This is a genomic window from Hoeflea sp. YIM 152468 (assembly GCF_029210485.1).
In the GTDB taxonomy this organism is placed as follows: domain Bacteria; phylum Pseudomonadota; class Alphaproteobacteria; order Rhizobiales; family Rhizobiaceae; genus Hoeflea.
Genome location: NZ_JARGET010000003.1, coordinates 284,136 through 308,680, shown reverse-complemented (window position 1 = coordinate 308,680; position 24,545 = coordinate 284,136). Strand labels below are relative to the sequence as shown.

At 59.8% G+C, this 24,545-nt stretch carries 22 protein-coding genes; 16 read left to right on the top strand and 6 right to left on the bottom strand.

The features are described from left to right. The first annotated feature begins 84 nt into the window (after nt 1-84). Nucleotides 85-780 (top strand): Crp/Fnr family transcriptional regulator, encoded by a 696-nt coding sequence (locus PZ897_RS01750; protein ID WP_275749259.1) that lies wholly within the window; start codon nt 85-87, stop codon nt 778-780. A 51-nt stretch (nt 781-831) separates the two neighbouring features. Here PZ897_RS01750 and PZ897_RS01745 read toward each other — a convergent pair whose 3' ends face one another. Continuing rightward, entirely contained in the window at nt 832-3,342 is a 2,511-nt protein-coding gene (locus PZ897_RS01745) for an EAL domain-containing protein (protein ID WP_275749257.1), read from the bottom strand. Nucleotides 3,343-3,390: 48 nt separating this feature from the next. On the opposite strand from PZ897_RS01745, the gene PZ897_RS01740 reads away from it, so the two are divergent. Both PZ897_RS01740 and PZ897_RS01735 read left to right on the top strand, forming a co-directional pair. Then, complete coding sequence (locus PZ897_RS01740) at nt 3,391-3,669, top strand: SDR family oxidoreductase (RefSeq protein ID WP_275749255.1); 279 nt, start codon at nt 3,391-3,393, stop codon at nt 3,667-3,669. A gap of 126 nt (nt 3,670-3,795) precedes the next feature. Then, complete coding sequence (locus tag PZ897_RS01735; RefSeq protein WP_275749253.1) at nt 3,796-4,740, top strand: LysR family transcriptional regulator; 945 nt, start codon at nt 3,796-3,798, stop codon at nt 4,738-4,740. On the opposite strand, the gene PZ897_RS01730 is transcribed toward PZ897_RS01735, so the two are convergent. After that, entirely contained in the window at nt 4,731-5,216 is a 486-nt protein-coding gene (locus PZ897_RS01730; RefSeq protein ID WP_275749251.1) for a RidA family protein, read from the bottom strand. The two genes, PZ897_RS01735 and PZ897_RS01730, sit on opposite strands and share 10 nt — an antisense overlap. A 268-nt stretch (nt 5,217-5,484) precedes the next feature. On the opposite strand from PZ897_RS01730, the gene PZ897_RS01725 reads away from it, so the two are divergent. From PZ897_RS01725 to PZ897_RS01710, 4 genes are read left to right on the top strand one after another with little or no spacing between them, the layout of a single operon-like run. Next, nucleotides 5,485-6,876, top strand: a complete 1,392-nt coding sequence (locus PZ897_RS01725; RefSeq protein ID WP_275749250.1) for an amidase — start codon at nt 5,485-5,487, stop codon at nt 6,874-6,876. Between the two features lie 26 nt (nt 6,877-6,902). Then, nucleotides 6,903-7,892: a TRAP transporter substrate-binding protein gene (locus PZ897_RS01720; protein WP_275749249.1), complete on the top strand. Its 990-nt coding sequence runs from the start codon at nt 6,903-6,905 to the stop codon at nt 7,890-7,892. 22 nt (nt 7,893-7,914) lie between these two features. Beyond that, entirely contained in the window at nt 7,915-8,424 is a 510-nt protein-coding gene (locus tag PZ897_RS01715; protein WP_275749248.1) for a TRAP transporter small permease, read from the top strand. A gap of 10 nt (nt 8,425-8,434) precedes the next feature. Then, on the top strand, nt 8,435-9,709 hold the full coding sequence (locus PZ897_RS01710; RefSeq protein WP_275749247.1) for a TRAP transporter large permease: 1,275 nt from the start codon (nt 8,435-8,437) through the stop codon (nt 9,707-9,709). Here PZ897_RS01710 and PZ897_RS01705 read toward each other — a convergent pair. Further along, on the bottom strand, nt 9,699-10,088 hold the full coding sequence (locus PZ897_RS01705) for a hypothetical protein (RefSeq protein WP_275749245.1): 390 nt from the start codon (nt 10,086-10,088) through the stop codon (nt 9,699-9,701). The genes PZ897_RS01710 and PZ897_RS01705 overlap by 11 nt on opposite strands. A gap of 117 nt (nt 10,089-10,205) precedes the next feature. Here PZ897_RS01705 and PZ897_RS01700 point away from each other — a divergent pair, with 117 nt between their 5' ends. The 7 genes from PZ897_RS01700 to PZ897_RS01670 are packed head-to-tail and all read left to right on the top strand — an operon-like array spanning nt 10,206 to nt 20,859. After that, nucleotides 10,206-12,935, top strand: coding sequence for an MFS transporter (locus PZ897_RS01700; RefSeq protein WP_275749244.1), 2,730 nt, complete (start codon nt 10,206-10,208; stop codon nt 12,933-12,935). A 17-nt stretch (nt 12,936-12,952) separates the two neighbouring features. After that, a complete protein-coding gene (locus PZ897_RS01695; RefSeq protein ID WP_275749242.1) occupies nt 12,953-16,690 on the top strand; it encodes a nitrate reductase subunit alpha in 3,738 nt (1,245 codons plus the stop codon). After that, nucleotides 16,687-18,207 carry a nitrate reductase subunit beta gene (narH, locus tag PZ897_RS01690; RefSeq protein WP_275749240.1) on the top strand — a complete coding sequence of 507 codons (1,521 nt, stop codon included), beginning with the start codon at nt 16,687-16,689 and terminating at the stop codon, nt 18,205-18,207. Before PZ897_RS01695 ends, narH begins: the two co-directional genes overlap by 4 nt. Next, a complete protein-coding gene (gene narJ, locus PZ897_RS01685) occupies nt 18,204-18,896 on the top strand; it encodes a nitrate reductase molybdenum cofactor assembly chaperone (protein ID WP_275749238.1) in 693 nt (230 codons plus the stop codon). Before narH ends, narJ begins: the two co-directional genes overlap by 4 nt. A gap of 18 nt (nt 18,897-18,914) precedes the next feature. Continuing rightward, complete coding sequence (gene narI / locus PZ897_RS01680) at nt 18,915-19,613, top strand: respiratory nitrate reductase subunit gamma (protein WP_275749236.1); 699 nt, start codon at nt 18,915-18,917, stop codon at nt 19,611-19,613. Between the two features lie 5 nt (nt 19,614-19,618). Beyond that, the gene (locus PZ897_RS01675) at nt 19,619-20,416 is read left to right on the top strand and encodes a peptidylprolyl isomerase (protein WP_275749235.1); all 798 of its coding nucleotides are present in this window, start codon (nt 19,619-19,621) and stop codon (nt 20,414-20,416) included. Nucleotides 20,417-20,457: 41 nt separating this feature from the next. Further along, nucleotides 20,458-20,859, top strand: coding sequence for a hypothetical protein (locus PZ897_RS01670; protein WP_275749234.1), 402 nt, complete (start codon nt 20,458-20,460; stop codon nt 20,857-20,859). A gap of 41 nt (nt 20,860-20,900) precedes the next feature. Here PZ897_RS01670 and PZ897_RS01665 read toward each other — a convergent pair whose 3' ends face one another. Continuing rightward, complete coding sequence (locus tag PZ897_RS01665; RefSeq protein WP_275749233.1) at nt 20,901-21,602, bottom strand: cyclic nucleotide-binding domain-containing protein; 702 nt, start codon at nt 21,600-21,602, stop codon at nt 20,901-20,903. Nucleotides 21,603-21,854: 252 nt separating this feature from the next. Between PZ897_RS01665 and can the strand changes: the two genes are divergently transcribed. After that, a complete protein-coding gene (gene can / locus PZ897_RS01660) occupies nt 21,855-22,514 on the top strand; it encodes a carbonate dehydratase (RefSeq protein ID WP_275749231.1) in 660 nt (219 codons plus the stop codon). A 150-nt stretch (nt 22,515-22,664) separates the two neighbouring features. Further along, nucleotides 22,665-23,231 (top strand): DUF2478 domain-containing protein, encoded by a 567-nt coding sequence (locus tag PZ897_RS01655; protein WP_275749229.1) that lies wholly within the window; start codon nt 22,665-22,667, stop codon nt 23,229-23,231. A gap of 102 nt (nt 23,232-23,333) precedes the next feature. On the opposite strand, the gene PZ897_RS01650 is transcribed toward PZ897_RS01655, so the two are convergent. Together PZ897_RS01650 and PZ897_RS01645 are read right to left on the bottom strand one after the other, a co-directional pair. Beyond that, complete coding sequence (locus PZ897_RS01650) at nt 23,334-23,933, bottom strand: nucleotidyltransferase family protein (RefSeq protein WP_275749228.1); 600 nt, start codon at nt 23,931-23,933, stop codon at nt 23,334-23,336. A 76-nt stretch (nt 23,934-24,009) separates the two neighbouring features. Then, nucleotides 24,010-24,543, bottom strand: a complete 534-nt coding sequence (locus PZ897_RS01645) for a carbon monoxide dehydrogenase subunit G (protein WP_275749226.1) — start codon at nt 24,541-24,543, stop codon at nt 24,010-24,012. Nucleotides 24,544-24,545 lie beyond the last annotated feature (2 nt).

Sequence of the window (24,545 nt, the reverse complement as noted above, 5' to 3'; positions counted from 1 at the left end):
CGCCGTGCGATTGCATTGGCTCGACACGACCCCTATCACGTTGGATGTCCGGTTCTTTGCAATAATGCAAATTGGAGGCATGACATGAGCCGTCTCGATCCGTCCCTGCTAGCCGCGCTGCCTCCATTCAGCGGGATGGAACGTGATGCACTTGCCGCTATGCTTGCCGGCGCAAAGCCGATCAGGCAGCCAAAAGACGCCTATATCTTTCGGCAGGGCGAAGACGCGCACGCCTTCTTTCTGCTGCTTGATGGCTATGTCCGCGTGGTCAAGCTGGCGCCCGATGGCGAACAGGTTATTGTCCGGTTCATTGCCAGCGGAGAATTGCTCGGCATCGCCAAGGCGATCGGCCGCGACAGGTATCCGGCCAATGCCATCGCCGCCGCCGATTGTGTGCTGCTCGCCTGGCCATCGAGATCATGGGACGCCATTGTCGCCGCCAATCCGGGCTTTGCCACCAATACCTATGCGATGGTCGGAAACCGGCTGCTCGACACTCAGGACAAGGTTGTCGAACTGGCGACGGAACGGGTTGAACAGCGCGTCGCCAATGCGGTTCTCAATCTTGCCAGGCAGACCGGAAGGCAGACGGACGAAGGCACTTTGATCGATTTTCGGATCTCCCGGCAGGACATTTCGGAAATGACGGGAACCACGCTGCACACGGTCTCGCGCCTGCTCAGCAACTGGGAAACCAAGGGCTGGATCAAAAGCGGACGCCAGAGAATCACGCTTGTCGACAGCCGCACGCTGGCGACACTGGCCACGGCGCGCGATTGACGCGGCCGTGCAAGACCCGGCGGTTGAGGATCGGGGCTGACGTCTCCGCAGTCACCTGATCTGCCGGATTGGAGTTGGGACGGTTGGAACCCGCGCCAGGTGTCGCGCCACCATGTCTGCGAGCGGCTCAGGTTTGTGCAGATGATAGCCCTGCCCAAAGGTGACGCCGAGGTGCTGCAGGTGAGCGACGGTCGCCGCGTTCTCGATTTTTTCCGCCACCACATCCAGCTCGAGGTCCTTGGCGATACCAACAACCGAAGATACGATGGCGCGGTCGAACTTGCTCTCGATCAGTTTTTCGATAAATGCGCCGTCAATTTTGATGCAGTTGATCGGAAACCGGCGCAGATAGTCGAAGGAACTGAGCCCCGAGCCGAAATCATCAAGAGAAACAACACATCCTTGCCGGCGCGCCTGGCGGACAAACAGGTTGGCTGTGTCAAAGCACGTCACGGCGGCGGTTTCAGTGATTTCAAATCCGATATGTGAATAGGGGGCACCGGTTTCTTCCACAGCCTGCTGGATGAATGACCACAGATGAGGATCGGATAAGGTTTGTGCGGATAGATTGAAACCCAGTTGCAGATCCATCGCTTCCATGGTCGGGCCGTACTGTTTCAACGCATCACCGATGATCCGTCTGTCGAGCATTGGCGCCACGCCGAAACGTTCGGCCGCCGAAATGAACTGCGCGGGCGTAACAATGCGACCATCCCGGCTCCTCAGCCTGGCCAGGATTTCGATGCGGCCGGACCACTCATGCGGCCTGTCGATCGAGCGGATTTCCTGACCGAACAGCACGACCCGGTTGTCCTCAAGCGCCTCGGTCAGGCCTGCTGCCATTCTGGCCGCCGTGAGGCCCGAGGAAAGAACGTCATTTTGTTCGACAAAGACCGACGATCTGTTCCGGCCCGCCGACTTGGCCGCATAACAGGCATCATCAGCACGCGCCAACACGTCAGGAGCGGAAATCAGTGGATCATCGATCAGGGCAATGCCGATGCTGCATCCCAGCGGCTGGCGGCTGACCACGAAGCCAAGATCGACGTTTCGCACCGCCGTGATGGTATCTTCGGCGGTCTTTCTTGCGGAAGTGGTATCCGAACCGGGAAGCAAAATAGCGAATTCATCGCCACCAAGGCGAGCAAAGACCGCATCGGACGGCAGCCTTTCGCAGACACCGGTTGCGATACGTCGCAACGCTTCATCGCCTGCAGCATGTCCGGCATAGTCGTTCAGTGCTTTGAAATGATCAAGATCGATATAAAGGACAGCAAAAGGTGTATCGGCGGCGGCGCCGATTGCATCCTCCAGCGCTTCATCGAAAGCTGACCGGTTGTACAGTCCGGTCAGGGCATCGTGACGTGCGGCATAGGCCAGTTCCTGCTGCCGCCTGGCTTCCTCGGTGATGTTTTGGAATATAAAGACGTTTCCACCAAGCTCGCCCGCTGACGACAGAAGCGGGCTGCTCTTGCGCCGGAACGTGCCCGTGTCGGTGGTAATGATGTGACCCGCGTCTTGAGATGACTGCGGCGGAATGTCCTGGCTTGTGGCCAGGTACTGCGTGAACGATGTGCGCAGGTCCTGGCCTGTCAGATCCACGTCCTGCAACGCCAGCATTCGCAAGGCCGCCGGATTGGCAAATGAAATCCGGCCGCGGACGTCGGTGCTGATGACGGCGTCGCTGATTGACTCCAGAGTGACCTTGTAACGCTCTTTCTCCGCATGCAGTGCATCGGCGGCACTCACCTCGTCCGTGATATCCCTGATGGTGCCGACCAGGCATCCCGCAAGACCGTCCTCCGGAACAGTTTTTGCCAGTGTTTCGACATGACGGATTTCGCCGTCTTCGCGGATGATCCTGTAACGTAGATTGACTTCCTCGTCTTTTGACAGCGCGTCGGCGTGTTCGCGTTCGGTCCAGTCCCGGTCATCGGGATGAAGAAATTTCTGCCAGGTCGTCGCGATGATGTCGGTCGGGCCCGGGTAGAGGCCGAATATGGCGCGTGTCCGTGCGTCCCAGTTGCTCTTCTGAAGACCGATATCATAGTGCCATATACCGATGCCGGAGGCGGCAAGGGCAAGCCTGAACCGTTCATTGGTCTGGCCGAGATTCTGCTCGGCTTCCTTTTGTCGGGTGATGTCCGTCTGTACACCGACAACACGAACCGGCCGCCCGTTCTCATCGCGTTCGACGATGCAGCCCCGGTCCAGCACCCAGACCCAGTGACCATTCTTGTGGCGCAGGCGCAACTCGGTCTCGATGCTCGCGGTTTCTCCGGCAAGATGCCGGTCACCGCTTTGAATCGCCCGCTCCCTGTCATCGGGGTGAACCAGCAGCAGCCACAGGTCGGCTCCTTTGGGCAAATCTTTCTTTTGGTAACCGAGCATCTGGCACCATTGTTCAGAGTATTTGCAAGCTCCGGTGCTCAGGTTCCAGTCCCATACGCCGAGGCCCGCGGCTTCGAGCGCACGTTCATACGTGTCACTGTGCTGGGTGCGAAGCTCGCTCTGATGGACCATTGTTTGCCTGCCAATCGTGACGCTGTATTCGGCTCTCACATTCGATTTATCTCATGAAACCCCAAAAACTCGTTAAATTCGGATGATTTGGTCCTGGTTGAAATGAGTGATCTGCGGCACCGAAGGTCGTGCGAGGCGGCGGCTGCCGCCATGGGCCCCGACTGCGTTCCAGTCGTCGCCGATCTGACCGCGCCCGGCGCCGCAGACGCGGTCGTCCATGAGATTGTCGCCCGGTTTGGCGGGCTTGATATTCTGGTGTCCAATGCCGGTGCGGCGGTTGAGGGCATGATTCTCGATCTCGACGAAGAGAAGCTGGCCCATGTCATCACCGTCGATGGCGGCACCATAGAAGCGGCATTGCGTTAGCAGGCTTTCGCCGATCGCTGCTGACAATGCCGCTCAAAGCATGATCCGGAGCTGAAACTGTTCGGTGCCGGGCTGGTTTCCGCAGCAATTCTGCGGGATAAGACCCTCATACAGTGAGGGTGTGTAATGTTGAATCTATCGGCAGCGCGGTATTTTCTGGAAGTGGCCCGCCTGCATTCGATCCGGTCGGCGGCGGATCGACTGCATGTGGCCCCGTCAGCCATCAGCCGGCAATTGACCAAGCTCGAGCATGAATTCGATGCGCAATTGCTTGAGCGTCATTCCAACGGGGTCAGACTGACCGCAGCGGGCGAATTGCTCGCCAAGCATCTGGCTGTGCTTTTTGAGACGATTGAAGTTGCGAAGGGTGAGATTTCCGATCTCAAGGGTCTCAAGAGCGGACAGGTGTCGATCGCAACGGTCGAAGGGGTAACAAGGCCCTTTCTGTCGGACAACATCGCCAACTTCAGGCAGAATTACCCGTCAATCGAATTTCGAGTCCGGATACGCGGCCGTGAGAGGGTGCTTGAAGCGCTTGAACAACATCTGTGTCAGATCGGATTCATTTACGATCATTTCTCCCACCCCTCGCTTGAGACCGTGGGCAAGTGGCGGCAACCTCTGCTCGCCCTGGCCCGCCCAGATCATCCTTTTGCCGATGGGCGCGCGCTCAAGCTGAATGATCTCGTGCCTATGTCCTGTGTATTGCCCGACGACAGTTTTGGAATCCATCATCTGGTCCATCGCGTCTATGCCAAGCTCGGCGCCACGCCGAACGCGACACTGGTGGCAGACCAGTTCCATTTTCTCATCGCCCATGCGATCCGGACCAATGCCATCATCTATCTGCCGCTACAGGCAGCCATGACCGAGGTCAAGTCGGGCGTGATCGTGCCATTGAACCTTGACTGCAATGACTTCAACTACCGCTACATCTATGCCGTCATTCGCCGTGACCAGCAGCTCGCGCCAGCAACATCCGCGTTTTTACGCTACATCCTGGCGGAGTTCCAGGCGGGCGAGAAATCCGACGCGGAGCTGCTGGCCAAGCTGCGCCATCATCAGGTGTGAAGTTCGATCGTGATGTCGGCTTCCACCGGCGCGTTCATGCCCAGTTCGTGTTGGGTCAAAGCTGCGCGTGCATGCTTGCCGTTTTCTTCGCCCCACAGGGCAACAAACAGATCGGATGCGCCGTTGAGCACCAGATGCGGTTGGGTGAACCCGGGTGCACAGGTGACATAGCCGATCATCTTGACGATCCGCTTGACGCGATCGAGATCCCCCAGGACCTTCTTCATCATGGCCAGGTGGTTGATCGCCATCAGGCGCGCAGAAGCGTAGCCTTCTTCGATGGTCAGGTCGGACCCGACCTTTCCGACATAGGGCAGTACATCATTGTCGTTTTCGTCTGGCTGCGTTCCCAGCGTTCCGGACGTGTAGAGAATATTGCCGACGACAACGCCGGGCAAATAATTGCCGATCGGCTTTGGAACGCGCGGCAGGATGATGCCCATTTCTTTCAGGCGGCCTTCGGTCTGGTGCGACATGTGGTTAATCCCTCGTTTCAGCTGGGTCGAAGTTACCCGGAAGTATCCACGGCACGAGCACCAAACGCGCAACATGGCTTTGCCGATTCGGCAACACGATGGTCGTTTGCCATCTCGGCAATTTGATTAAATGAAATAAAAACAAGATGATGTAGGAACACCCCTCCGCCGGCGTCAGAATCCGATCGTTGGGCACCCGCATTTCTGCGCTGGTGTTTTTTGAAGCTGCTCATAAGGTTTGCCCACTACAGAATGAGAAGGTGACGATTTGAACTATCAATCTCTTGCCCACATCGCCCACAGACTGCGGCTCCAAAAGGCTTCGGCCTCTGAGCTCATCGCGCAGGCCATTGAGCGCTTCGAATCATCTGAATCCAGTGTTCATGCCTATAAGCACTGGGCCGGCCCGCAAGCTGCAAAACAGGCCGAGGCCGTCGATGTGTTCCTGAGCGCCGGGCATGATCTCGGACCGCTGATGGGCATTCCGGTCTCGGTCAAGGATCTCTTCGGCGTCCCCCGCATGCCGGTGTTTGCAGGCACCGACACTGCATTTGACGAGAGTTGGCAAACCGCTGGTCCGCTGGTGCAGTCGGTCATCGCGCAACTGGGCATCATCACGGGCAAGACCCACACGGTTGAATTTGCCTTTGGCGGACTCGGCACCAACCCCCATTGGGGTGCGCCGGTCAATCCGTGGTCCGCCAAGGGCGCGCCACGCGCCGCCGGTGGCTCCAGTTCGGGTGCCGGCGTATCCCTGGCTCAGGGATCGGCTCTGGTCGCGTTGGGAACCGACACGGCGGGCTCCGTGCGCATTCCGGCAGCCTTGACCGGTCAGTGCGCTCTCAAAACAACCCATGGCCGCTGGTCCTCGACCGGCATTGTACCGCTGTCACCTTCGCTTGATACCCCCGGGTTGCTGTGCCGCACTGTCGAAGATCTGGCCTATGCCTTTGCGGCGCTTGATGGCCAAGAGCGGGGGCAGATCGCGCCGCAAGACCTCGCCGGATTGCGCATTGGGGTTATCCAGAATGTTGTCTGGGACGAGATTGATCCCGCCATCGCCGCCAACACGGAAGCGGCGCTGAGCACACTTGAGCGCAAGGGCGCGCTTGTCTCCAGGGTCACTCTGCCTGGTGTGGACGCGGTATTGGAGATCTTCCGTCAGGGCGGACTTGCAGCGTCCGAACTGCGCAGCTTCATGAACAGCAATTGCCCCGAGCGTATCGCGCGGCTCGATCCGATGGTCCGGGCCCGGGTCGAAGCGGCGGATCAAATCTCGTCAACCGAATACCTGCGCCGACGCGATGTCCTGGCGAATTCGGGGCGGGACGCTTTGTCGGTCTTTGACCAGTGCGATGTGCTGGTCTCGCCAACCGTGGCGATCAGCGCACCGCTGCTGTCCGAAGTGGCGGATGACGCCGCCTATCGCACAGCCAACATGCTGACGCTGCGCAACACAGCAATCGCCAATCTGTTCGGCTGGAGCGCGCTGACACTGCCTTCGGGACTTGACGGCAACGGCATTCCATCCGGCTTGCAGCTGATTGCACCGCCGATGCAGGAAACACGTCTTCTGGCGATGGCCCTGGGTGTCGAAGCCGCTGTTGGCCGCGCGCCTGACCTACTGGGTCGGCCCCCGCTCCTTTCTTCCGCAACCTGACTTCACCACTACCAACAGGAGATACCATGTCTATTAAAAAACTTGGCCTGACTTTGGCCACCGCGCTGACATTCAGCCTCAGCGGCGCAGCTTACGCCGCTGACTTCACATTCACCTTCGCTCACGTGCTGACCGAAGACACGCCGAACGCCCGCGCAGCCGTGCGTTTCAAGGAAGAAGTCGAAGCCAAATCGGACGGCCGCATCGAAATCAACATCCGCCCTGCCGCCCAACTGGGTGGTGATGTGGAAATCATTGAACAGACGCAGATGGGCCTCGTGCACATCTCGATCCCGCCGACTGGCAACCTCGCCAACTTCAATGAGAAAATGTACCTGTTCGATCTGCCGTTCCTGCTGAGCGACAATGAGGCAATGAAGCGCGTTCTCGACGGCGAAGTCGGCACCGAGTTGCTTGGTACTCTTGGCTCCAACAACCTCCACGGCATCGCCATGTGGGGCGCAGGCTTCCGTCACATGACCAACAACGTCCGTCCCATCAATGGTCCGGACGACCTCAACGGCATCAAGATGCGCACACTGCAGGCACCGACCATCCTGTCGACCTATCGTGCCTATGGCGCCAACCCGACCGCAATGGCTTATGTTGAAGTCTACAACGGCCTGCAGCAAGGTGTTGTTGAAGGACAGGAAAATCCTCTGGCCAACATCGACTCGATGCGCTTTTATGAAGTACAGAAATACATGACGCTGACGGGGCACGCCTATCACACCTATGCAGCAATCATGAACAAGCAGGCTTGGGAAAGCCTGCCGGAAGACCTGCAGACGGTGGTCGAGGAAGCGATGATCGTGGGCCGCGATGCCGCGCGCGAATACACGCTTGAGGACGAAGCGCGCATTCTCGACGCGATCAAGGACCAGATCGAGATTCAGGAACTGTCTCCCGAAGCTCGCGCTGCGTTCGTAGAGGCATCCAAGCCGATCTACGACGAGTTCCGTCCGAAGGTCTCGCCTGAACTGATGGACAAGGCGCTCGCCGCCTCCAAGGGTTAATCCAAGTGCAGGGGGCTGGCCGATGATCGAAGGACTGAACCGCATTGTTGACTGGGTCGAGAATGTCTCTGTCACCTTGCTCATTCTGACCGCAACGGTTGTTGCCATCGTGCAGGTTATCGCACGCTATGTGTTCAACAACTCGCTGTACTGGTCGGAGGAACTCATCCTTTATTCGCTGATCGCCATGAGTTTTCTGACCATGGGCATGGGGGTTCGTTATGCCTCCCATATCAGCGTCGAGGCAGTCTATGCGATTGCCAGCCCCCGCATGACCCGCGCACTTCAGATCGGGGCAGCCAGCCTCGGTCTGATCTTTGCTGGCGCGTTGATTTACTACGGCACCACCTTGTCGATCAACACGTCGCGTATGGGACAGCTTTCGCCCGCCATGCGCGTGCCGGTTGGTTATATCTACATGATCATTCCGCTTTCAGGCAGCTTTATGGTGCTGCGGTACCTGTTGGTCATTCAATTTCTTCTGACCGGGCGTGAATACATCGCGCCGCAGGTCGACGTGAAAACAAGCTGAAGGCGCCATCATGTTATCAGCACTTGTTCCGGCCTTTTTTGGCCTGTTGCTTTTCGGGTTGCCGATCTTTGCAGCGCTCGCCCTTTCCGTAGGCCTGGTTTTCTACTTCTGGAGTGGAATCGACCCGGTTGTCGTGCCGATGCGGATGTTCTCCGGCATGAACAACTTTTCGCTCATGTCGATCCCGTTCTTCATTCTTGCCGCCGAGCTGATGCGCATCGGTGGACTGTCGGACCGGCTCATCGGTCTGGCTCGCGCCCTGATCGGCTGGCTGCCCGGCGGCTTGGCGGCAGCGGCTGTCGTCGCCTGCCTGATGTTCGGATCGATATCCGGATCAAGCCCGGCAACGGTGATTGCCATTGGTGCGATCATGTATCCGGCGATGGTGTCGGCGGGGTATGACAAATATTTCTCAATTGGCTTGATTACAACAGCGGGCACGTTGGGTCCGATTGTGCCGCCTTCGATTGCACTGATCATCTATGGCTCGGTGACCGGAACGTCGGTGGGCAAGCTCTTTGCCGCCGGTCTGCTGCCCGCCATGCTGATCGGCGGAATTCTGATCCTCTATGCCTCGGCCTATTCGATCCGCAAAGGCTACCCGCGGGATGAATTCCCGACTGCCAGAAACCTGATTGCTGCGTTCAAGCGGGCCGCCTGGGGGTTGGGCTTGCCGGTCATCTTGCTCGGAGGCATTTACACCGGGGTGTTCACCCCGACGGAATCAGCCGCGACAGCTTGCCTTTACGGCTGGTTTGTCGGTGTGGTGGTCTACCGCACCATCTCGTTCAAGGGCATGCTGATTGTGCTGCGCAACACCGGACTGATTTCAGGACCGCTCTTGCTGATCACTGCCGGGGCGTCGGCGTTCTCCTGGCTTCTTGCCAGCACCGGTGCGCCATCGCAACTGGCGACCTATATCCTGTCGGGGACTGAGAACCCGGTGATTGTGATCGCGCTGTTCAACCTGATTCTGTTGCTCGCGGGCTGCTTTCTCGACAGCGCCTCGGCGATCATCATCCTGGGCCCGTTGATGCAGCCGATCGCAGCACAGGTTGGCGTTGATCCGATCCATTTCGGCATCATCATGCTGGTCAACCTCTCTGTCGGGATGCTGACGCCACCGGTGGGGTTGAACCTGTTCGTGGCGATGGGGGTCGCCAGGATGACATTGTTCGAGATTTTCCGGGCAGCCATTCCGACCATCCTGCTGATGGTGGTGGCTCTGATCATTCTCTCCTATGTGCCGATGTTCAGCATGTGGTTGCCCAATCTCATGTATTGAGCATTGCCTTGGCTGTGAAATGCACGCTCGCTGATCGGACCGGTCCGATCAGCGAGTGGCGTGTCTGCGGAGCCTGTCGGCCCGCATCGACCTGCGGCGCCGCCCATCCTGCTGGATGCGCAAGGAACGCCGTATCTGTTTGAATCAAGGCATCTACGTCATCGTTCAAATGAATCCGTTTGAACGCGGCAGGCATGGTGCCGGCCGGGCTCCCCGCACCTGGCCCGGCAGCAGCGACCCGCAGGCCCATCCCGGCGCCTTCAGGATCGAATTGATAATAATCAAGACATGATTTGATTTGAATCCAGTTCGTTCCGGCTGTGCGAGCGGTCTCAATTCGAAAAATATTGCATGCCCATTTGTTTCTTTCTCCGATCATGAGATTTGCGGTCGTGCGCGCCTGCCATCTTGATCTGTGTCAAGTCGCCGTCTCGTGGCTTGGGCAAATTCCGTTTGAACGCGCGGGGTCACCCCGAGCTGCAAACGGAGAAAGAGAATGCTCGATAGGGGACAGGTCTCGCAAACAGAGCGCACACGGGCGCTTTCACTGAGCACGATCGCGTTTACTGCCTGTTTCGCGGTCTGGACCATTTTTTCCATCATCGGCGTGGAGATAAAGTCTGAACTGGGCTTGAGCGAGTTCCAGTTCGGCCTGCTCGTTGCGACCCCCATTCTCACCGGATCGCTGACACGGCTGATCCTCGGTGTCTGGACGGAGAAGTACGGCGGGCGCAATGTCTTTACCCTCCAGATGCTGCTGACAGCCGCCGCCACGTGGATGCTGACCTGGGCCTCGTCCTACACCATGTATCTTGTTGCCGCGCTCGGCATAGGTCTTGCCGGCGGGTCGTTCATTATCGGCGTCGCCTATGTCTCTCGCTGGTACGACCAGGGCAAGCAGGGAACGGCACTGGGCATTTTCGGTGCAGGCAATGTAGGCTCGGCAGTCACCACATTCGTCGCACCCTTCGTGATGGTCTCCTACGGCTGGCACGGGGTCGCCCATGTCTGGGCGGCTGCCCTTGCGCTGACGGCCGTGGCATTTTACCTGCTTGCCAAGGACGATCCGGAACTGGTCGCCCGCCGCAAGAGTGGCGACCGCCCGCCCTCGCTGACCGAACAGTTCGCCCCCCTGAAGAATCTGCAGGTCTGGCGTTTCTCGCTCTACTACTTCTTCGTCTTTGGCGGCTTTGTCGCCATAGCCCTCTGGACGCCGCATTACCTGACAGAAGTCTACGGTGTCGACATCCGCATGGCCGGCATGGCGGTCGCGGCATTCGGGCTTTCGGGGTCCTTGTTCCGGGCCTATGGCGGCGCGCTCTCGGACCGCTTCGGCGCCCGGGCGGTGATGTATTGGAGCCTCGGTTTTTCCGCCCTGTTGCTGTTTATGCTGTCCTATCCGGCGACAGACTATGTGATCCAGGGCAAGGACGGCCCGATCGCTTTTTCCACCAAGCTCGACTTCTGGCCTTTCGTTTTCATCCTGTTCGCGCTCGGGTTCTTCATGAGCCTCGGCAAGGCGGCGGTGTTCAAGCACATTCCGGTCTATTACCCCACGCATGTCGGTGCTGTCGGCGGGCTGGTGGGCATGATCGGCGGCCTTGGCGGGTTCATCCTGCCGATCATATTCGGCGCAGCGCTGGACCTGACTGGCATCTATACATCGGCATTCGCGTTGCTGTTCCTGCTGGTCAGCGTTTCGCTGCTGTGGATGCACATGGCGATCCGGGTGATGGAGCGGACGATGCAGGGCGAGGTCCTGAGTCAACTGCCGCAACTCCCGGAAATGCTGGGGATGCCGGTCTCTGACGCCGCGCAGACTGCGCACACGCTGGACGAGTGGAGCCCCGAGGACCCGCGCTTCTGGGAGAACAAAGGCCGCCGTATCGCCCGCCGCAATCTCTGGATCTCGATCCCGGCACTGCTTTTGGCCTTCTCGGTCTGGATGGTGTGGTCGGTCGTGGTCGCGCGTCTTCCCGCGATCGGGTTTGATTTCACCTCGGGTCAATTGTTCTGGCTTGCCGCACTTCCCGGCCTGTCGGGGGCAACCATGCGGATCTTCTACAGCTTCATGGTCCCGATTTTCGGTGGAAGACTGTGGACGACACTCTCAACTGCCTCGCTGCTGCTGCCCGCCATGGGCATCGGCTATGCCGTGCAAAGTCCGGACACGCCCTATCTGATCTTTCTGGTTCTGGCGCTGCTGTGCGGCTTCGGCGGTGGTAACTTCGCCTCCTCGATGGCCAACATCGCCTTCTTCTATCCGAAGGCGGAAAAGGGCAACGCGCTGGCGCTGAATGCGGGTCTTGGCAATCTCGGAGTCTCCGTCATGCAGTTTCTGGTGCCGCTTGTCATCACCGCCGGTGTCTTCGGCGCGCTTGGTGGCCAGCCCCAGACGATGTCGGACGGCGGTCAATTGTGGATGCAGAACGCAGGTTTCATCTGGGTCCCGTTCATCATTGCGGCAACAATCGCTGCCTGGCTGGGAATGAATGACATTGCCGACGCCAGATCCAGCTTCAAGGAGCAGGCGATCATCTTCAGCCGCAAGCACAACTGGATCATGTGCATTCTCTACACCGGCACCTTCGGCAGCTTCATCGGCTACTCCGCCGGTTTCCCGCTGCTGACCAAACTTCAGTTCCCTCAAGTCAACGCCTTGCAGTTCGTTTTCCTTGGTCCGCTGGTGGGCGCCCTGTCCCGTGCCGGCACCGGCTGGATTTCCGACAGGTTCGGCGGCGGGCGCGTCACCTTCTGGACCTTCCTGGGGATGATTGCCGCGGTTTTCGGGGTGATTTTCTTCCTCGGCATCAAGGAGCAGCCCGGCGCATTCTGGGGTTTCTTCGCCTCGTTCATGGCGCTGTTCTTTCTCACCGGTGTCGGCAACGCATCGACCTTCCAGATGATCCCGGCGATCATGGCGCGGGAGATCCCGCGGTTGATGCCGGACCTGGCGGGCGACTCGTTGCGCAAGCAGGCCGAACGCGAAAGTGCGGCAATCATCGCCTTCACCTCCGCCATCGCCGCTTACGGCGCCTTTTTCATCCCCAAGGCCTACGGCACCTCCATCGCCATGACCGGCGGCCCGGTGGCTGCACTCTGGGGGTTTCTCGGCTTCTACGTGATCTGTGTCGTGCTGACCTGGTTCTACTACACCCGTCCGGAAGGCCTTCTGGCCGCAACCGAACGGGTCGGTGGTGCCGCGCCCGCCGTCCCAACAGTCTGACCTGAAAGGAGAGCAAGATGAGCCATCTTCTCGACCGATTGAATTTTCTCAAATCCACCCGTCAGGACACCTTCGCCGACGGGCACGGTCAAACCACCATCGAGAGCCGCGATTGGGAGGAGGTTTACCGCAACCGCTGGCGCCACGACAAGATCGTGCGCTCGACCCACGGGGTGAACTGCACCGGGTCGTGTTCATGGAAGATCTACGTCAAGTCGGGCATTGTCACCTGGGAAACGCAGCAGACCGATTATCCGCGCACCCGGCCCGACATGCCCAATCACGAGCCGCGTGGCTGCGCCCGCGGCGCCAGTTACAGCTGGTACCTCTATTCGGCCAACCGGGTGAAGACACCTCTGGTGCGCGGGCGGTTGATGCGTCTGTGGCGCGAAATGCGCAAGACCATGACCCCGGTGGCGGCCTGGAAAGCGATCCAGGCTGATCCGGCCAAGCGCGACAGCTACACCAAGACCCGCGGCAAAGGCGGCTTCGTGCGTGCCGACTGGGAAGAGGTGACCGAGATCATTGCGGCAGCGAATGCCTACACGACCAAAACCTATGGCCCCGACCGGGTCTTCGGCTTTTCGCCCATTCCGGCCATGTCGATGGTCAGCTATGCCGCCGGCTCGCGCTACCTCAGCCTGATGGGCGGGACCTGCATGTCGTTTTATGACTGGTATTGCGATCTGCCGCCGGCCAGCCCGCAGACCTGGGGCGAGCAGACCGATGTGCCCGAAAGTGCCGATTGGTACAATTCCAGCTTCATGATCCTGTGGGGATCGAACGTGCCGCAGACCCGCACGCCGGATGCCCATTTCTATACCGAAGCCCGCTATCGCGGCGCCAAATCGGCCGTCGTCAGCCCGGATTATTCCGAAGCGGCAAAATTCGGCGACATCTGGCTCAATCCGCAAGCGGGCACCGATGCGGCGCTGGCGCTGGCGTTCGGCCATGTCATCCTGCGCGAGTATCATCTCGACCGGCAGGTGCCGTATTTCGAAGACTACACCCGCAAATACTCCGATTTTCCGCTGCTGGTACGGCTGGATGAAAAGGACGGCCGTTATGTTCCGGGCCGGATGCTGCGTGCAGCTGATTTCACCGACGGCCTGGGCGAAGCCAACAATCCGGACTGGAAAACGGTCGGCATCGACAGCAAGACCGGTGATATCGTCGCGCCCAATGGCTCCATCGGCTTCCGCTGGGGCGAAAACGGGTACTGGAACCTCGAGGAGAGGGCAGGCGAACAGGCAATCGAACTGTCCTCCACGCTGATCCTCGATGAGGATCACGATGATGTGGTCGGCGTCGACTTCCCCTATTTCGGTGGAGCAGCGACCGAGCATTTCACCAGGTGCGACCACCCGGATGTGCTGACCCGCAGCATTCCCGTTCGCCGGCTCAAGCTCAAGGACGGGGACGCACTGGTAACGACCGTGTTCGATCTGTTCTGCGCCAATTACAGCCTTGATCGCGGTCTTGGCGGCGACAATGTTGCCAGCTCCTATGACGCCGACGTGCCGTTCACGCCGGCCTGGGCGGAAAAGATAACCGGGGTCAAGGCGGACCGGATCATCGCCGTGGCGCGCGAATTTGCCACCAATGCGGAGAAAACCAACGGCAAGTCGATGGTCATTCTCGGCGCCGGTCTGAACCACTGGTATCACATGGACATGGCCTATCGCGGCATCATCAACATGCTGGTGATGTGCGGTTGCGTCGGGCAGTCAGGCGGCGGCTGGTCGCATTATGTCGGCCAGGAAAAGCTGCGTCCGCAGACCGGCTGGACAGCACTGGCCTTCGCGCTCGACTGGGCGCGTCCACCCCGTCATATGAACTCGACCTCGGCCTGGTATGCGCACACCGACCAGTGGCGTTACGAAACAGTGACGGCCGGCGAGATCGTCTCGCCGACGGCGCCCGCCGGCAATTGGGCCGAACGCAGCCTGATCGATTACAACATCCAGGCTGAACGCATGGGCTGGCTGCCGTCAGCGCCACAGCTCAAGACCAATCCGCTGGACGTCGGGCGTGCAGCCAAGGCCGCCGGCAAGACGGCAGCCGAATTCGTGGCGGAAGGCTTGAAATCGGGAACGCTGGAAATGTCCTGCGAAGACCCTGATGCGCCGGAAAACTGGCCGCGCAATCTGTTCGTCTGGCGCTCCAATCTGCTCGGATCATCGGGCAAGGGGCATGAATACTTCCTGCGCCACCTGCTGGGCACCGATCACGGCATGCTCGGCAAGGATCTGGGCGAGGAAGGGCGGATCAAGCCGGTTGAGGCCAAGTGGCACGACACCGCGCCGGAAGGCAAACTCGATCTTCTTGTGACGCTGGATTTCCGCATGTCGACCACCTGCGTCTATTCCGACATCGTGTTGCCGACAGCCAGCTGGTACGAGAAGGACGACCTGAACACATCCGACATGCACCCGTTCATTCACCCGCTGCAGGCAGCGGTGGATCCGGCCTATGAGAGCAAGTCGGACTGGGAAATTTTCAAGGCGATTGCCAAGAAGTTCTCCGAGGTCGCACCCGAAGTGCTCGGCGTAGAAGATGATGTCGTGTCGCTGCCGATGCAGCACGACAGTCCCGGCGAGCTGGCCCAGCCTTTCGTCGCCGACTGGAAAGCCGGAGAATGCGAACTGATCCCGGGACAGACCGCACCGAATTACATTGCGGTCGAGCGGGACTACCCCAATCTCTACAAACGCTTCACTGCGCTTGGTCCTTTGATGGAGAAGGTCGGCAATGGTGGCAAGGGCATCGCCTGGGACACCAAGGTGGAAGTGCACCACCTCCAGGACCTCAATGGCCAGGTCAGCGATGAAGGTGTGACCCAGGGCATGGCCAGGATCGACACGGCGATCGATGCCTGCGAGGTGATCCTGATGCTGGCGCCGGAAACCAACGGTGACGTTGCCGTCAAGGCCTGGAATGCACTCGAAAAGATCACCGGGCGCGAACACGCGCATCTGGCCGCGGCCAAGCAGGATGAAAAGATCCGCTTCCGCGACATCGCGGCGCAACCGCGCAAGATCATTTCCTCCCCGACCTGGTCGGGAATCGAGAGCGAGGAGGTCAGCTACAACGCCGGCTATACCAATGTGCATGAGTTGATCCCGTGGCGCACCCTGTCGGGCCGCCAGCAGCTTTATCAGGACCACGAATGGATGCGCGCCTTTGGCGAAGGCTTCGTCACCTGGCGTCCACCGGTCGATCTGAAGACCATCGCGCCGGCGATGGTGCAGACCGGCGGCGACAAACATGTGGTGCTGAACTTCATCACCCCGCACCAGAAATGGGGCATTCACTCGACCTATTCCGACAACCTGCTGATGCTGACGCTCAACCGTGGCGGCCCGGTGGTCTGGATGTCCGAGGTCGATGCCCAGAAAGCGGGGCTTGCGGACAATGACTGGGTCGAGGTCTTCAACTCAAACGGGGTTCTCACCGCGCGTGTCGTTGTCAGCCAGCGGATCAAGGAGGGTACGCTGTTCATGTACCACGCCCAGGAAAAGATCGTGAACACCCCGGGCAGCCAGATTACCGGCAAGCGCGGCGGCATCCACAATTCGGTCACCCGCACGGTTCTCAAACCCACTCACATGATCGGCGGTTACGCGCAGTTGAGCTACGGCTTCAACTATTACGGCACCGTCGGCTCGAACCGCGACGAGTTCGTGATTGTGCGCAAGATGGACAAGGTCGACTGGCTCGACACTCCGGCATCAACCAAGGAGGCAGCAGAATGAAGGTACGCGCACAAATAGGCATGGTGCTCAATCTCGACAAATGCATCGGCTGTCACACCTGTTCGGTGACCTGCAAGAACGTCTGGACCAGCCGCGACGGCGTCGAATACGCCTGGTTCAACAATGTCGAAACCAAGCCAGGCATCGGCTATCCCAAGGACTGGGAAAACCAGAAACGCTGGAACGGCGGCTGGGAACGGTCAAAGGCCGGCAAGCTGCGGCCCAAGCAGGGCGCCAAGTGGCGCATCCTCGCCAACATCTTCGCCAACCCGGATCTTCCGGAAATCGACGACTACTACGAACCGTTCGACTTTGACTACGATCACCTCAAGTCGGCGCCGGAGATGGAGGCGTTTCCGACGGCGCGGCCTCGCTCCAAGCTTAGCGGCGCGCGCATGGAAAAGATCGAATGGGGGCCGAACTGGGAGGAAATCCTCGGCGGCGAATTCTCCAAACGGTCGAAGGACGCCAATTTCGAGGGCATCCAGAAGGAAATCTACGGCCAGTACGAAAACACCTTCATGATGTATCTGCCACGGCTGTGCGAGCACTGTCTCAACCCGACCTGTGCCTCGGCCTGTCCGTCGGGCGCGATCTACAAGCGTGAAGACGATGGTGTGGTCCTGATTGACCAGGAGAAATGCCGCGGCTGGCGGATGTGCGTGTCTGCCTGTCCCTACAAGAAGATCTATTACAACTGGTCGACCGGAAAATCGGAAAAATGCACGCTGTGCTATCCGCGTCTGGAATCGGGTCAGCCAACAGTCTGTTCGGAAACCTGTGTCGGCCGCATTCGCTATATCGGCGTCATGCTCTACGATGCCGACAAGATTGCCGAGGCGGCGTCGGTCGAAAACGACCAGGACCTTTACGACGCCCAACTTGGCGTGTTTCTCGATCCGAGCGATCCGGACGTCATCGCTGCGGCGCGCGCCGAGGGCGTGCCGGAGGACTGGATTGAATCGGCCCGGCGGTCACCGATCTGGAAGATGGCGATGGAGTGGAAGATCGCTTTCCCGCTGCACCCCGAATTCCGCACCCTGCCGATGGTCTGGTATGTCCCTCCGTTGAGTCCGATCCAGAACGCCGCCGAAGCCGGTCAGATCGGCACCGATGGCGAGATGCCGGACGTCAAGTCACTGCGAATTCCGGTGAAGTATCTCGCCAATATGCTGACAGCAGGAGACGAGGCTCCGGTGGTCTCGGCGCTCGAACGCATGCTGGCAATGCGTTCCTATATGCGCTCGAAAACCGTGGATGGCGTCATCAATCTCGGCGTGGCCCAGCGCGTTGGCCTGACCCCTCAGCAGATCGACGAGATGTACCAGATCATGGCGATCGCCAATTACGAGGATCGCTTCGTCATCCCCACCACCCACCGGGAAATGGTCGAGGATGCCTATGATCTGCGATCGGGCTGCGGCTTTACCGATGGCAACGGCTGTTCCTCGGGCGTATCGACCGGCAAGCTGTTTGGCGGTCGCAAGCACATCACTCCCGCGGAGGGCTGGACATGATCCGTACGTTCAACGCGCTGTCGGCGCTTCTGTGTTATCCCCAAATTGACCTGCAGGCTGCCATTCCTGAAATCCGCACAGTTCTGGCTGGCGAGGCCGTCCTTACACCAGCGCAGATAGCTGCAGTGCAGCCCCTGCTGGAGCGGATGGAAACATCGGACATTTATGACCTGCAGGAAGCATACGTTTTGCTGTTCGACCGCTCTCGGACCCTGTCGCTGAACCTGTTCGAACACATTCACGGCGAAAGCCGCGACCGGGGCGGGGCGATGGTCGATCTGCTGGAGACCTACCGTGCCGGCGGCTTCGATCTCGTTGGGCCGGAACTGCCCGACCACCTTCCGGTGCTGCTGGAGTTTCTCTCGACGCAGGCATTGACTGACGCGCGCGGCCTTCTCGCCGATGCAGGACCGATCCTGGCTGTTCTTGCCGAGCGTCTGGCCCGGCGGGAAACGCCCTATGCCGCCGTTCTGGCAGCCCTCGCCGATCTCGGTCAGGCGGCCAGCGACACCGAGGTGGCAGCGGCGCTGCTGGCGGAAAGCGATGACGATCCGGAGGATCTGGCTGCCCTTGATGCGGTCTGGGAGGAGGCGCAGGTGACCTTCGCCCCCGACCCCAACGCCGGTTGTCCGATCTCGCGCGACATCCTCGCCAAGATCGATGCACCGCTGCGTCCCGCCAGTGCATAACCTGAAAGGACAATCGTTATGAGCTATTTCATCTTCGGAGTTCTTCCGTACGTGGCGTTGACAGTGCTGGTTGTCGGCTCGATCGCGCGCTATGAACGCGACCCCTTCACCTGGAAATCCGGTTCTTCGCAACTGTTGGGTCGCAAGCAGCTCATCTGGGGCTCGATCTTGTTCCATGTCGGCATCTTGATTGTGTTCTTCGGCCATTTGATAGGCATGTTGACGCCGGTCGAGCTGTTTCATGCACTGCATATCAGCTACGCGTTCAAGCAGTTGATGGCGATCGTGGTTGGCGGCATTGCCGGCGCGATGGCAATCATCGGCGGGGCGATGCTGTTGCACCGGCGGCTGTTCAATCCGCGGGTGCGGGCGAGCTCGACATTCGCCGACACCGGAATCCTGGTGCTGCTGTTTGTTCAGATTGTCGTCGGCATGGGGACCATTCTGGTGTCGATCCAGCATCTGGACGGCGGCGAAATGGTCAAGTTCATGGATTGGGCACGGGCGATCTTCACCCTGCGCAAGGATGCCTGGCACATCGTCGCTGATGTGCACTGGATCTACAAGCTGCACATCCTGCTCGGGCTGGTGATTTTCATTCTTTTCCCCTTCACGCGGCTTGTGCACATGCTGTCGGTCCCGGTGCGCTATCTCTGGCGTCCCGGTTACCAGATCGTGCGCACCAGGAAGCGCAATGCAAGTCAACCGGCGGAGTGAAAGCCATGAAACCTCTTTTGTCCGACATCACCGTCAACGGTAAGAAAATACCTGCAGAGCTGATCGCTTCGGAAGCGCAAAATCACCCGGCGCCAAAATCCAAGCCGGGAATGGCCTGGATGGCCGCTGCCCGCGCCCTGGCCATCCGAACGCTTGTTTTGCAGGAGGCAAATCGGCTTGGATTTGAGCCCGACCCGCAGCAAGTGGCGGAAGGGAAGGTCGAGACCGATGAGGAGGCATTGGTTCGGCAGGTTCTGGACGTGGCTCTTGATCCGCCTGCACCAAGCCCTCAAAGCCTCCGTGCCGCCTATGATGCCGCCCCTGACCGCTGGCGGGCGCCGACCTTGTACGAAGCAGCGCATATCCTGTTCCCGGTCAAGCCGGGGGACGTGGTCGCGTTGGCCAAGGCCAGGGCGGCAGCAAGTGCCGTGCTGACCCAATTGCAACGCGATCCCCGTGCCTTTGGTGGTTTGGCGCGTGAACACAGCGCCTGCTCATCGCGTGACAATGGCGGGCGGCTTGGCCAGTTGATCAGCGGTGACACGGTGCCGGAGTTCGAGGCAGTGCTGGATGCGCTGGATGAAGGCAGCCTCGCGCCGGAGCCGGTTGCAACCCGTTATGGTCTCCACATCATGCGGCTTGACGCACGAGCCCAGGGTGCGGTTTTGCCGTTTGAAGCGGTGGCACCGCGCATTGCCGAAATGCTGGAAAAAGCCGCATGGGTAAAAGCCGGTCGCGATTTCGTCGCCAGGCTGGCGCGCGACGCCGAAGTCAGCGGGATCACCTTGGTCGCTGCCGCCTGAACGCGGATTTCTCAAGTCACGTTCACGGTGAGGAATGGGCTATGAGCGGCATGAAAAATGGCACCCGATGGAGCCTCACAACGGCAGCAGTCGTCGGTATGGCGTTTGGCCTTCTGACCATCATCTCCGGCGGAAACGCCCTGTTTGGTCGTGAAGCGGCGCGCGAGGCGGTGGGCAACGCGGTGCCATTCGTGGTGTGGTTCAATTTTGCCGCAGGCCTTGTCTATATCATCGCCGGGATCGGCCTGTTGTTCCGGCGGCGATGGGGACTGTGGACATCTGTCGCAATCGTGGCCGCCACGGCGCTTGTGTTCGGTGCCTTCGCCGTGCACGTGCTGCAGGGCGGCCTTTATGACATGCGGACAGTTGGCGCCATGGCCCTGCGGACAGGCGTCTGGCTCATCATCGCAATCGTGGCCCGATGGGCATTGCCTGGCCGATAGGCACGGGCGGGCGGTGTCGGTGTCGATCCCGTCCGGAGCCGTCAGTTCCCGCGTTCGTCAATCAGCGGATGCGGCTTTGCCAAGGCCTCGAGCGCTTTGACATCCGTCAATTTGATCTGGGCTCCGTTGACTTCGACACCATAAGGCTTGAGCGTGTTGAAGGAGCGGGACAGGTTTTCCGGAGTCATGCCCAAGAGCGAGGCAAGGGTTTTCTTGTCATAGGGCAGCTCGAATGCACCATGTGCATCACAGCGTTCCTTGTTGTAGCGCAGCAGCCGGTTGGCAAGCTGCTCGACAGAAGTTCTGAGCTTCAGGCTCTTGTATTCCTTGACCACGCCACGGTAGCAGCCGGCAAGTTCCTGCACGATCGCCCGGGCAAAGCCATCGTCGCTCCCAAGCGCGTCCCGGACATTTTGTGCTGGAATCAGCAGCAGCTTGGAGCGGGCGCAGGTTCGCGCCGACATCAGGTACGCGACATCCTTCAACACGGCGGCGAGGATGAAGCTTCCCACAGGATGAACCATGGCCATGGTCGCCTCACGCCCATTCGAACTGGCATAGAGTTCAACACAGCCCTCAATGACGACGTAGAGGAAATCGGCCGGCTCGCCTTCGTGGATGAGGTCGAGCTGGGCCGGGAATGTCTGCAAATAGGATGCCTGCATCAGCGCGGCAAAGCTCTCATCTTCCATGCTGTCAAACAGGCGCAAAGCGCGGACTTGAGGTAAATCGGACGGACGCATAGCTCGCCTTGATCAAGTGTGGGTTTGGATTTGACCTTTTCAGTTGCGGGTGCTTTTTGCCACACCGGGTCGCCTTGACATCAGGAACATTCCAACCACCGATTGCTGATGTCTGTTTTGTATCGCACTATGGTGTCACCGCACTTGACCCAGATCAATGGCGCCAATCCGGACTTGCAGTTGCGTGGCCTCGGACCGGAGGTTGCCGGCTACAGGCTTCGGGTTTCCGTGTCTGTCCCAAGGAGAACATGAATGCTGTCTGACTTGTTTAAGCACAACCTCCGCTGGGCAGACGCGAAGCGGCGCGAAGACCCGCATTTTTTCGACCGGCTTTCCGCTCTTCAAAGCCCTGAGTATCTGTGGATCGGCTGTTCCGACAGCCGCGTGCCTGCAAATGTCATCACCGGCCTCGAGCCGGGCGAGGTCTTCGTCCACCGCAATGTGGCCAATCTGGTTCATCGCGCTGATCTCAACCTGTTGTCGGTCCTCGAATTCGCCGTTGAAACGCTTGAGGTCAAGCACATCATCGTCTGTGGTCATTATGGCTGCGGCGGCATTCGCGCTGCGATGGACGGGCATCGCCACGGAATCATCGATCACTGGCTGCAGCCGGTGCGTGATGTGGCCGACCAGCACGCGGTCGCGCTTGAGCGGATCAGCGATCCGGAGGCGCGTTCAAATCTGCTGTGTGAGCTGACGATCAAGGCCCAGGTCGAGAGTCTGTCGCGAACATCGATTCTGCGCTCTGCGTGGAAGCGCGGCAAGTCCCTGGCAATTCATGGCTGGGTCTACGGCTTGAAGGACGGCTTGCTGCGCGATCTCGATTGCGGGTGCGGCACCAACCATGAAGGTCCCGGATGTGAAGAAATCCCGTCCATTTCATCGACGACAGGAGCGGCCCGGAATGGCTGACCCTCAGCTAACAATGGCGGGGCGCGAGAGGTCGCCGCGCGCACATGATGCGATGCCTGCGGCCTGGCTTGTCCTGTTGCCCATACCGGCTGCCTCGAGCGGTCTTCAGCACCGGATCATCGGGTCCGGCTGGGCGGAGGCGAGGTCAGAATGAGCCGGACCACCATTCCGCGGCTTGCCGCCATACGGATCGCAGACGGCACGCCCACCGATTATCTGCTTGAAGCCGTGGCCCGGAGCCTGCAGCAGGAGGGCAAGCTGGTCGCGGGTTTCCTTCAACGGCAGGGCTGCCAGACCGGCGCGGGCCATGCGGAGATGCTGCTGGAAGATATTCTCAGCGGTCAGCAGTTTCGCATATCGCAATCGCTGGGCAGGGACGCGCGCGGCTGCCGGCTTGATCCAACGGCCGTTGCAGATATTTCCGGCCCATTTCTCGGGGGACTGGACAGCCGGCCCGATCTGCTGGTGATCAATCGGTTCGGGAAAAGTGAATCTGAAGGGCAGGGCTTCCGCGCGGTGCTGGAGACGGCATTCCTGCTCGGCATTCCGGTTTTGACTGCGGTCAAGCAGATCTATGGCGGTGCATGGGACGCCTTCGCGGACAATTGCGCCGTATCGCTGCCGCCGGTTCTGGACAGGGTTCTCGATTGGAGCCGGACCGTGGTTGCGCAGTCTCAGGCGGAGGCAGGCGAGCCAGAATTTGGCTCCGATCGTTGAAGTGGCCATCATCTGAAGCTGCTTGCGCCCGATCCCTTCACCGCAAGCCCTGGCGCCGTGATGCAATCGAATTTTGCCGAAGCTTGCGGAGGCTTACCACAGTCACCGTGGTGGTCCGGTCTGAAAGAATTCGAGATCGTCCGGTGTGTCGAGATCGGTGAAGTAGGCGGGGTCTTGAAACGGCACCGGGTTGACCATGCCGGGATTGTCCCGCGTGAATTTCCGGCATCCCGGATCGGTCTTGTCCGCCAGCAAAGCCGCCTTCAACGCCAATGGGATCACCAATGGATTGCCGCGATCATCTCCGTTCACCGGCAGGGTGATGCGTGTCTGATCACTGGCCCGATGTGCCTGCAGAAGCCGTTCCAATGCCCCGCCATCCAGAAGCGGTTGATCGCCCAGAACCACAAGTGTTGTCTTTGCCTCCGGCGCGGCGTTCAAACCCTTGACCACGGAGCTTGCCTGCCCCGAGGCAAACTCCGGATTATGAACCAACTCGATGGTCAGACCCGCAAGCGCCTGTTCGATCTCAGCGGCCTGATAACCCGTCACCACTGTCACCGGCGCATCGCAGACCGCAGCACAGGCAGACACTGTCGCGCGGATCATCGGCGTGCCGCGGATGTCGACAAGCAGCTTGTTCACGGTCCCCATCCGGCGTGACAGGCCTGCTGCAAGGACGATTGCCGCCGTGTTATACATCAGATCATCCTCGCCACTCTGATCACGCCCGCTTCACCGGGCTGGTTATGCCGGAACGGAAATGGCGCGGCGCAGGTTACAGCGAATCGCGCAAGCGGCCCACCCATCCCTTCTTGACGGCCGCTTCTTCGGTCTCGGCCTCTTCGGTCTCGGCGTCTTCGACGAGCGGTTGCGGCCCGACGATCTCGCTGAACTTGGCAAAAAAATCACCGGCCAGTTTCTTTGCGGTTCCATCGATCAGGCGACTGCCAAGCTGGGCGATCTTGCCGCCGATTTCAGCCTTCACGGCGTAGTTGAGGATGGTTGCTTCGCCATCGGGAACCAGATCCACCTTGGCTCCGCCCTTGGCAAAGCCGGCCATGCCGCCCGATCCCTCACCACTGATCGTGTATCCGTTCGGCGGATTGAGATCCGACAGCGTCACCTTGCCGGTAAAACTCGCCTTCACCGGACCGATCCGCAGCGTTACCTTGGCGTTCATCTCGGTGTCGGATGTCTTTTCGATAGACTGGCATCCGGGAATGCACTGCCGCAGGACATCGACATCGTTCAAGGCTGCATAGACCTCCTCGCGCGGCGCTTCGATGCGCTGTGATCCGTTCATTTCCATAT

Excerpts from the sequence above, each read along its gene's own strand:
- narH (WP_275749240.1), top strand. The coding sequence starts at position 16,687 with ATGAAGGTACGCGCACAAATAGGCATGGTGCTCAATCTCGACAAATGC.
- PZ897_RS01675 (WP_275749235.1), top strand. The coding sequence starts at position 19,619 with ATGAAACCTCTTTTGTCCGACATCACCGTCAACGGTAAGAAAATACCT.
- PZ897_RS01665 (WP_275749233.1), bottom strand. The coding sequence starts at position 21,602 with ATGCGTCCGTCCGATTTACCTCAAGTCCGCGCTTTGCGCCTGTTTGAC.
- PZ897_RS01650 (WP_275749228.1), bottom strand. The coding sequence starts at position 23,933 with ATGTATAACACGGCGGCAATCGTCCTTGCAGCAGGCCTGTCACGCCGG.
- PZ897_RS01720 (WP_275749249.1), top strand. The coding sequence starts at position 6,903 with ATGTCTATTAAAAAACTTGGCCTGACTTTGGCCACCGCGCTGACATTC.
- PZ897_RS01750 (WP_275749259.1), top strand. The coding sequence starts at position 85 with ATGAGCCGTCTCGATCCGTCCCTGCTAGCCGCGCTGCCTCCATTCAGC.
- PZ897_RS01715 (WP_275749248.1), top strand. The coding sequence starts at position 7,915 with ATGATCGAAGGACTGAACCGCATTGTTGACTGGGTCGAGAATGTCTCT.
- PZ897_RS01710 (WP_275749247.1), top strand. The coding sequence starts at position 8,435 with ATGTTATCAGCACTTGTTCCGGCCTTTTTTGGCCTGTTGCTTTTCGGG.
- PZ897_RS01700 (WP_275749244.1), top strand. The coding sequence starts at position 10,206 with ATGCTCGATAGGGGACAGGTCTCGCAAACAGAGCGCACACGGGCGCTT.
- can (WP_275749231.1), top strand. The coding sequence starts at position 21,855 with ATGCTGTCTGACTTGTTTAAGCACAACCTCCGCTGGGCAGACGCGAAG.
- PZ897_RS01695 (WP_275749242.1), top strand. The coding sequence starts at position 12,953 with ATGAGCCATCTTCTCGACCGATTGAATTTTCTCAAATCCACCCGTCAG.
- PZ897_RS01730 (WP_275749251.1), bottom strand. The coding sequence starts at position 5,216 with ATGTCGCACCAGACCGAAGGCCGCCTGAAAGAAATGGGCATCATCCTG.
- PZ897_RS01645 (WP_275749226.1), bottom strand. The coding sequence starts at position 24,543 with ATGGAAATGAACGGATCACAGCGCATCGAAGCGCCGCGCGAGGAGGTC.
- narI (WP_275749236.1), top strand. The coding sequence starts at position 18,915 with ATGAGCTATTTCATCTTCGGAGTTCTTCCGTACGTGGCGTTGACAGTG.
- narJ (WP_275749238.1), top strand. The coding sequence starts at position 18,204 with ATGATCCGTACGTTCAACGCGCTGTCGGCGCTTCTGTGTTATCCCCAA.
- PZ897_RS01655 (WP_275749229.1), top strand. The coding sequence starts at position 22,665 with ATGAGCCGGACCACCATTCCGCGGCTTGCCGCCATACGGATCGCAGAC.
- PZ897_RS01735 (WP_275749253.1), top strand. The coding sequence starts at position 3,796 with ATGTTGAATCTATCGGCAGCGCGGTATTTTCTGGAAGTGGCCCGCCTG.
- PZ897_RS01670 (WP_275749234.1), top strand. The coding sequence starts at position 20,458 with ATGAGCGGCATGAAAAATGGCACCCGATGGAGCCTCACAACGGCAGCA.
- PZ897_RS01705 (WP_275749245.1), bottom strand. The coding sequence starts at position 10,088 with ATGATCGGAGAAAGAAACAAATGGGCATGCAATATTTTTCGAATTGAG.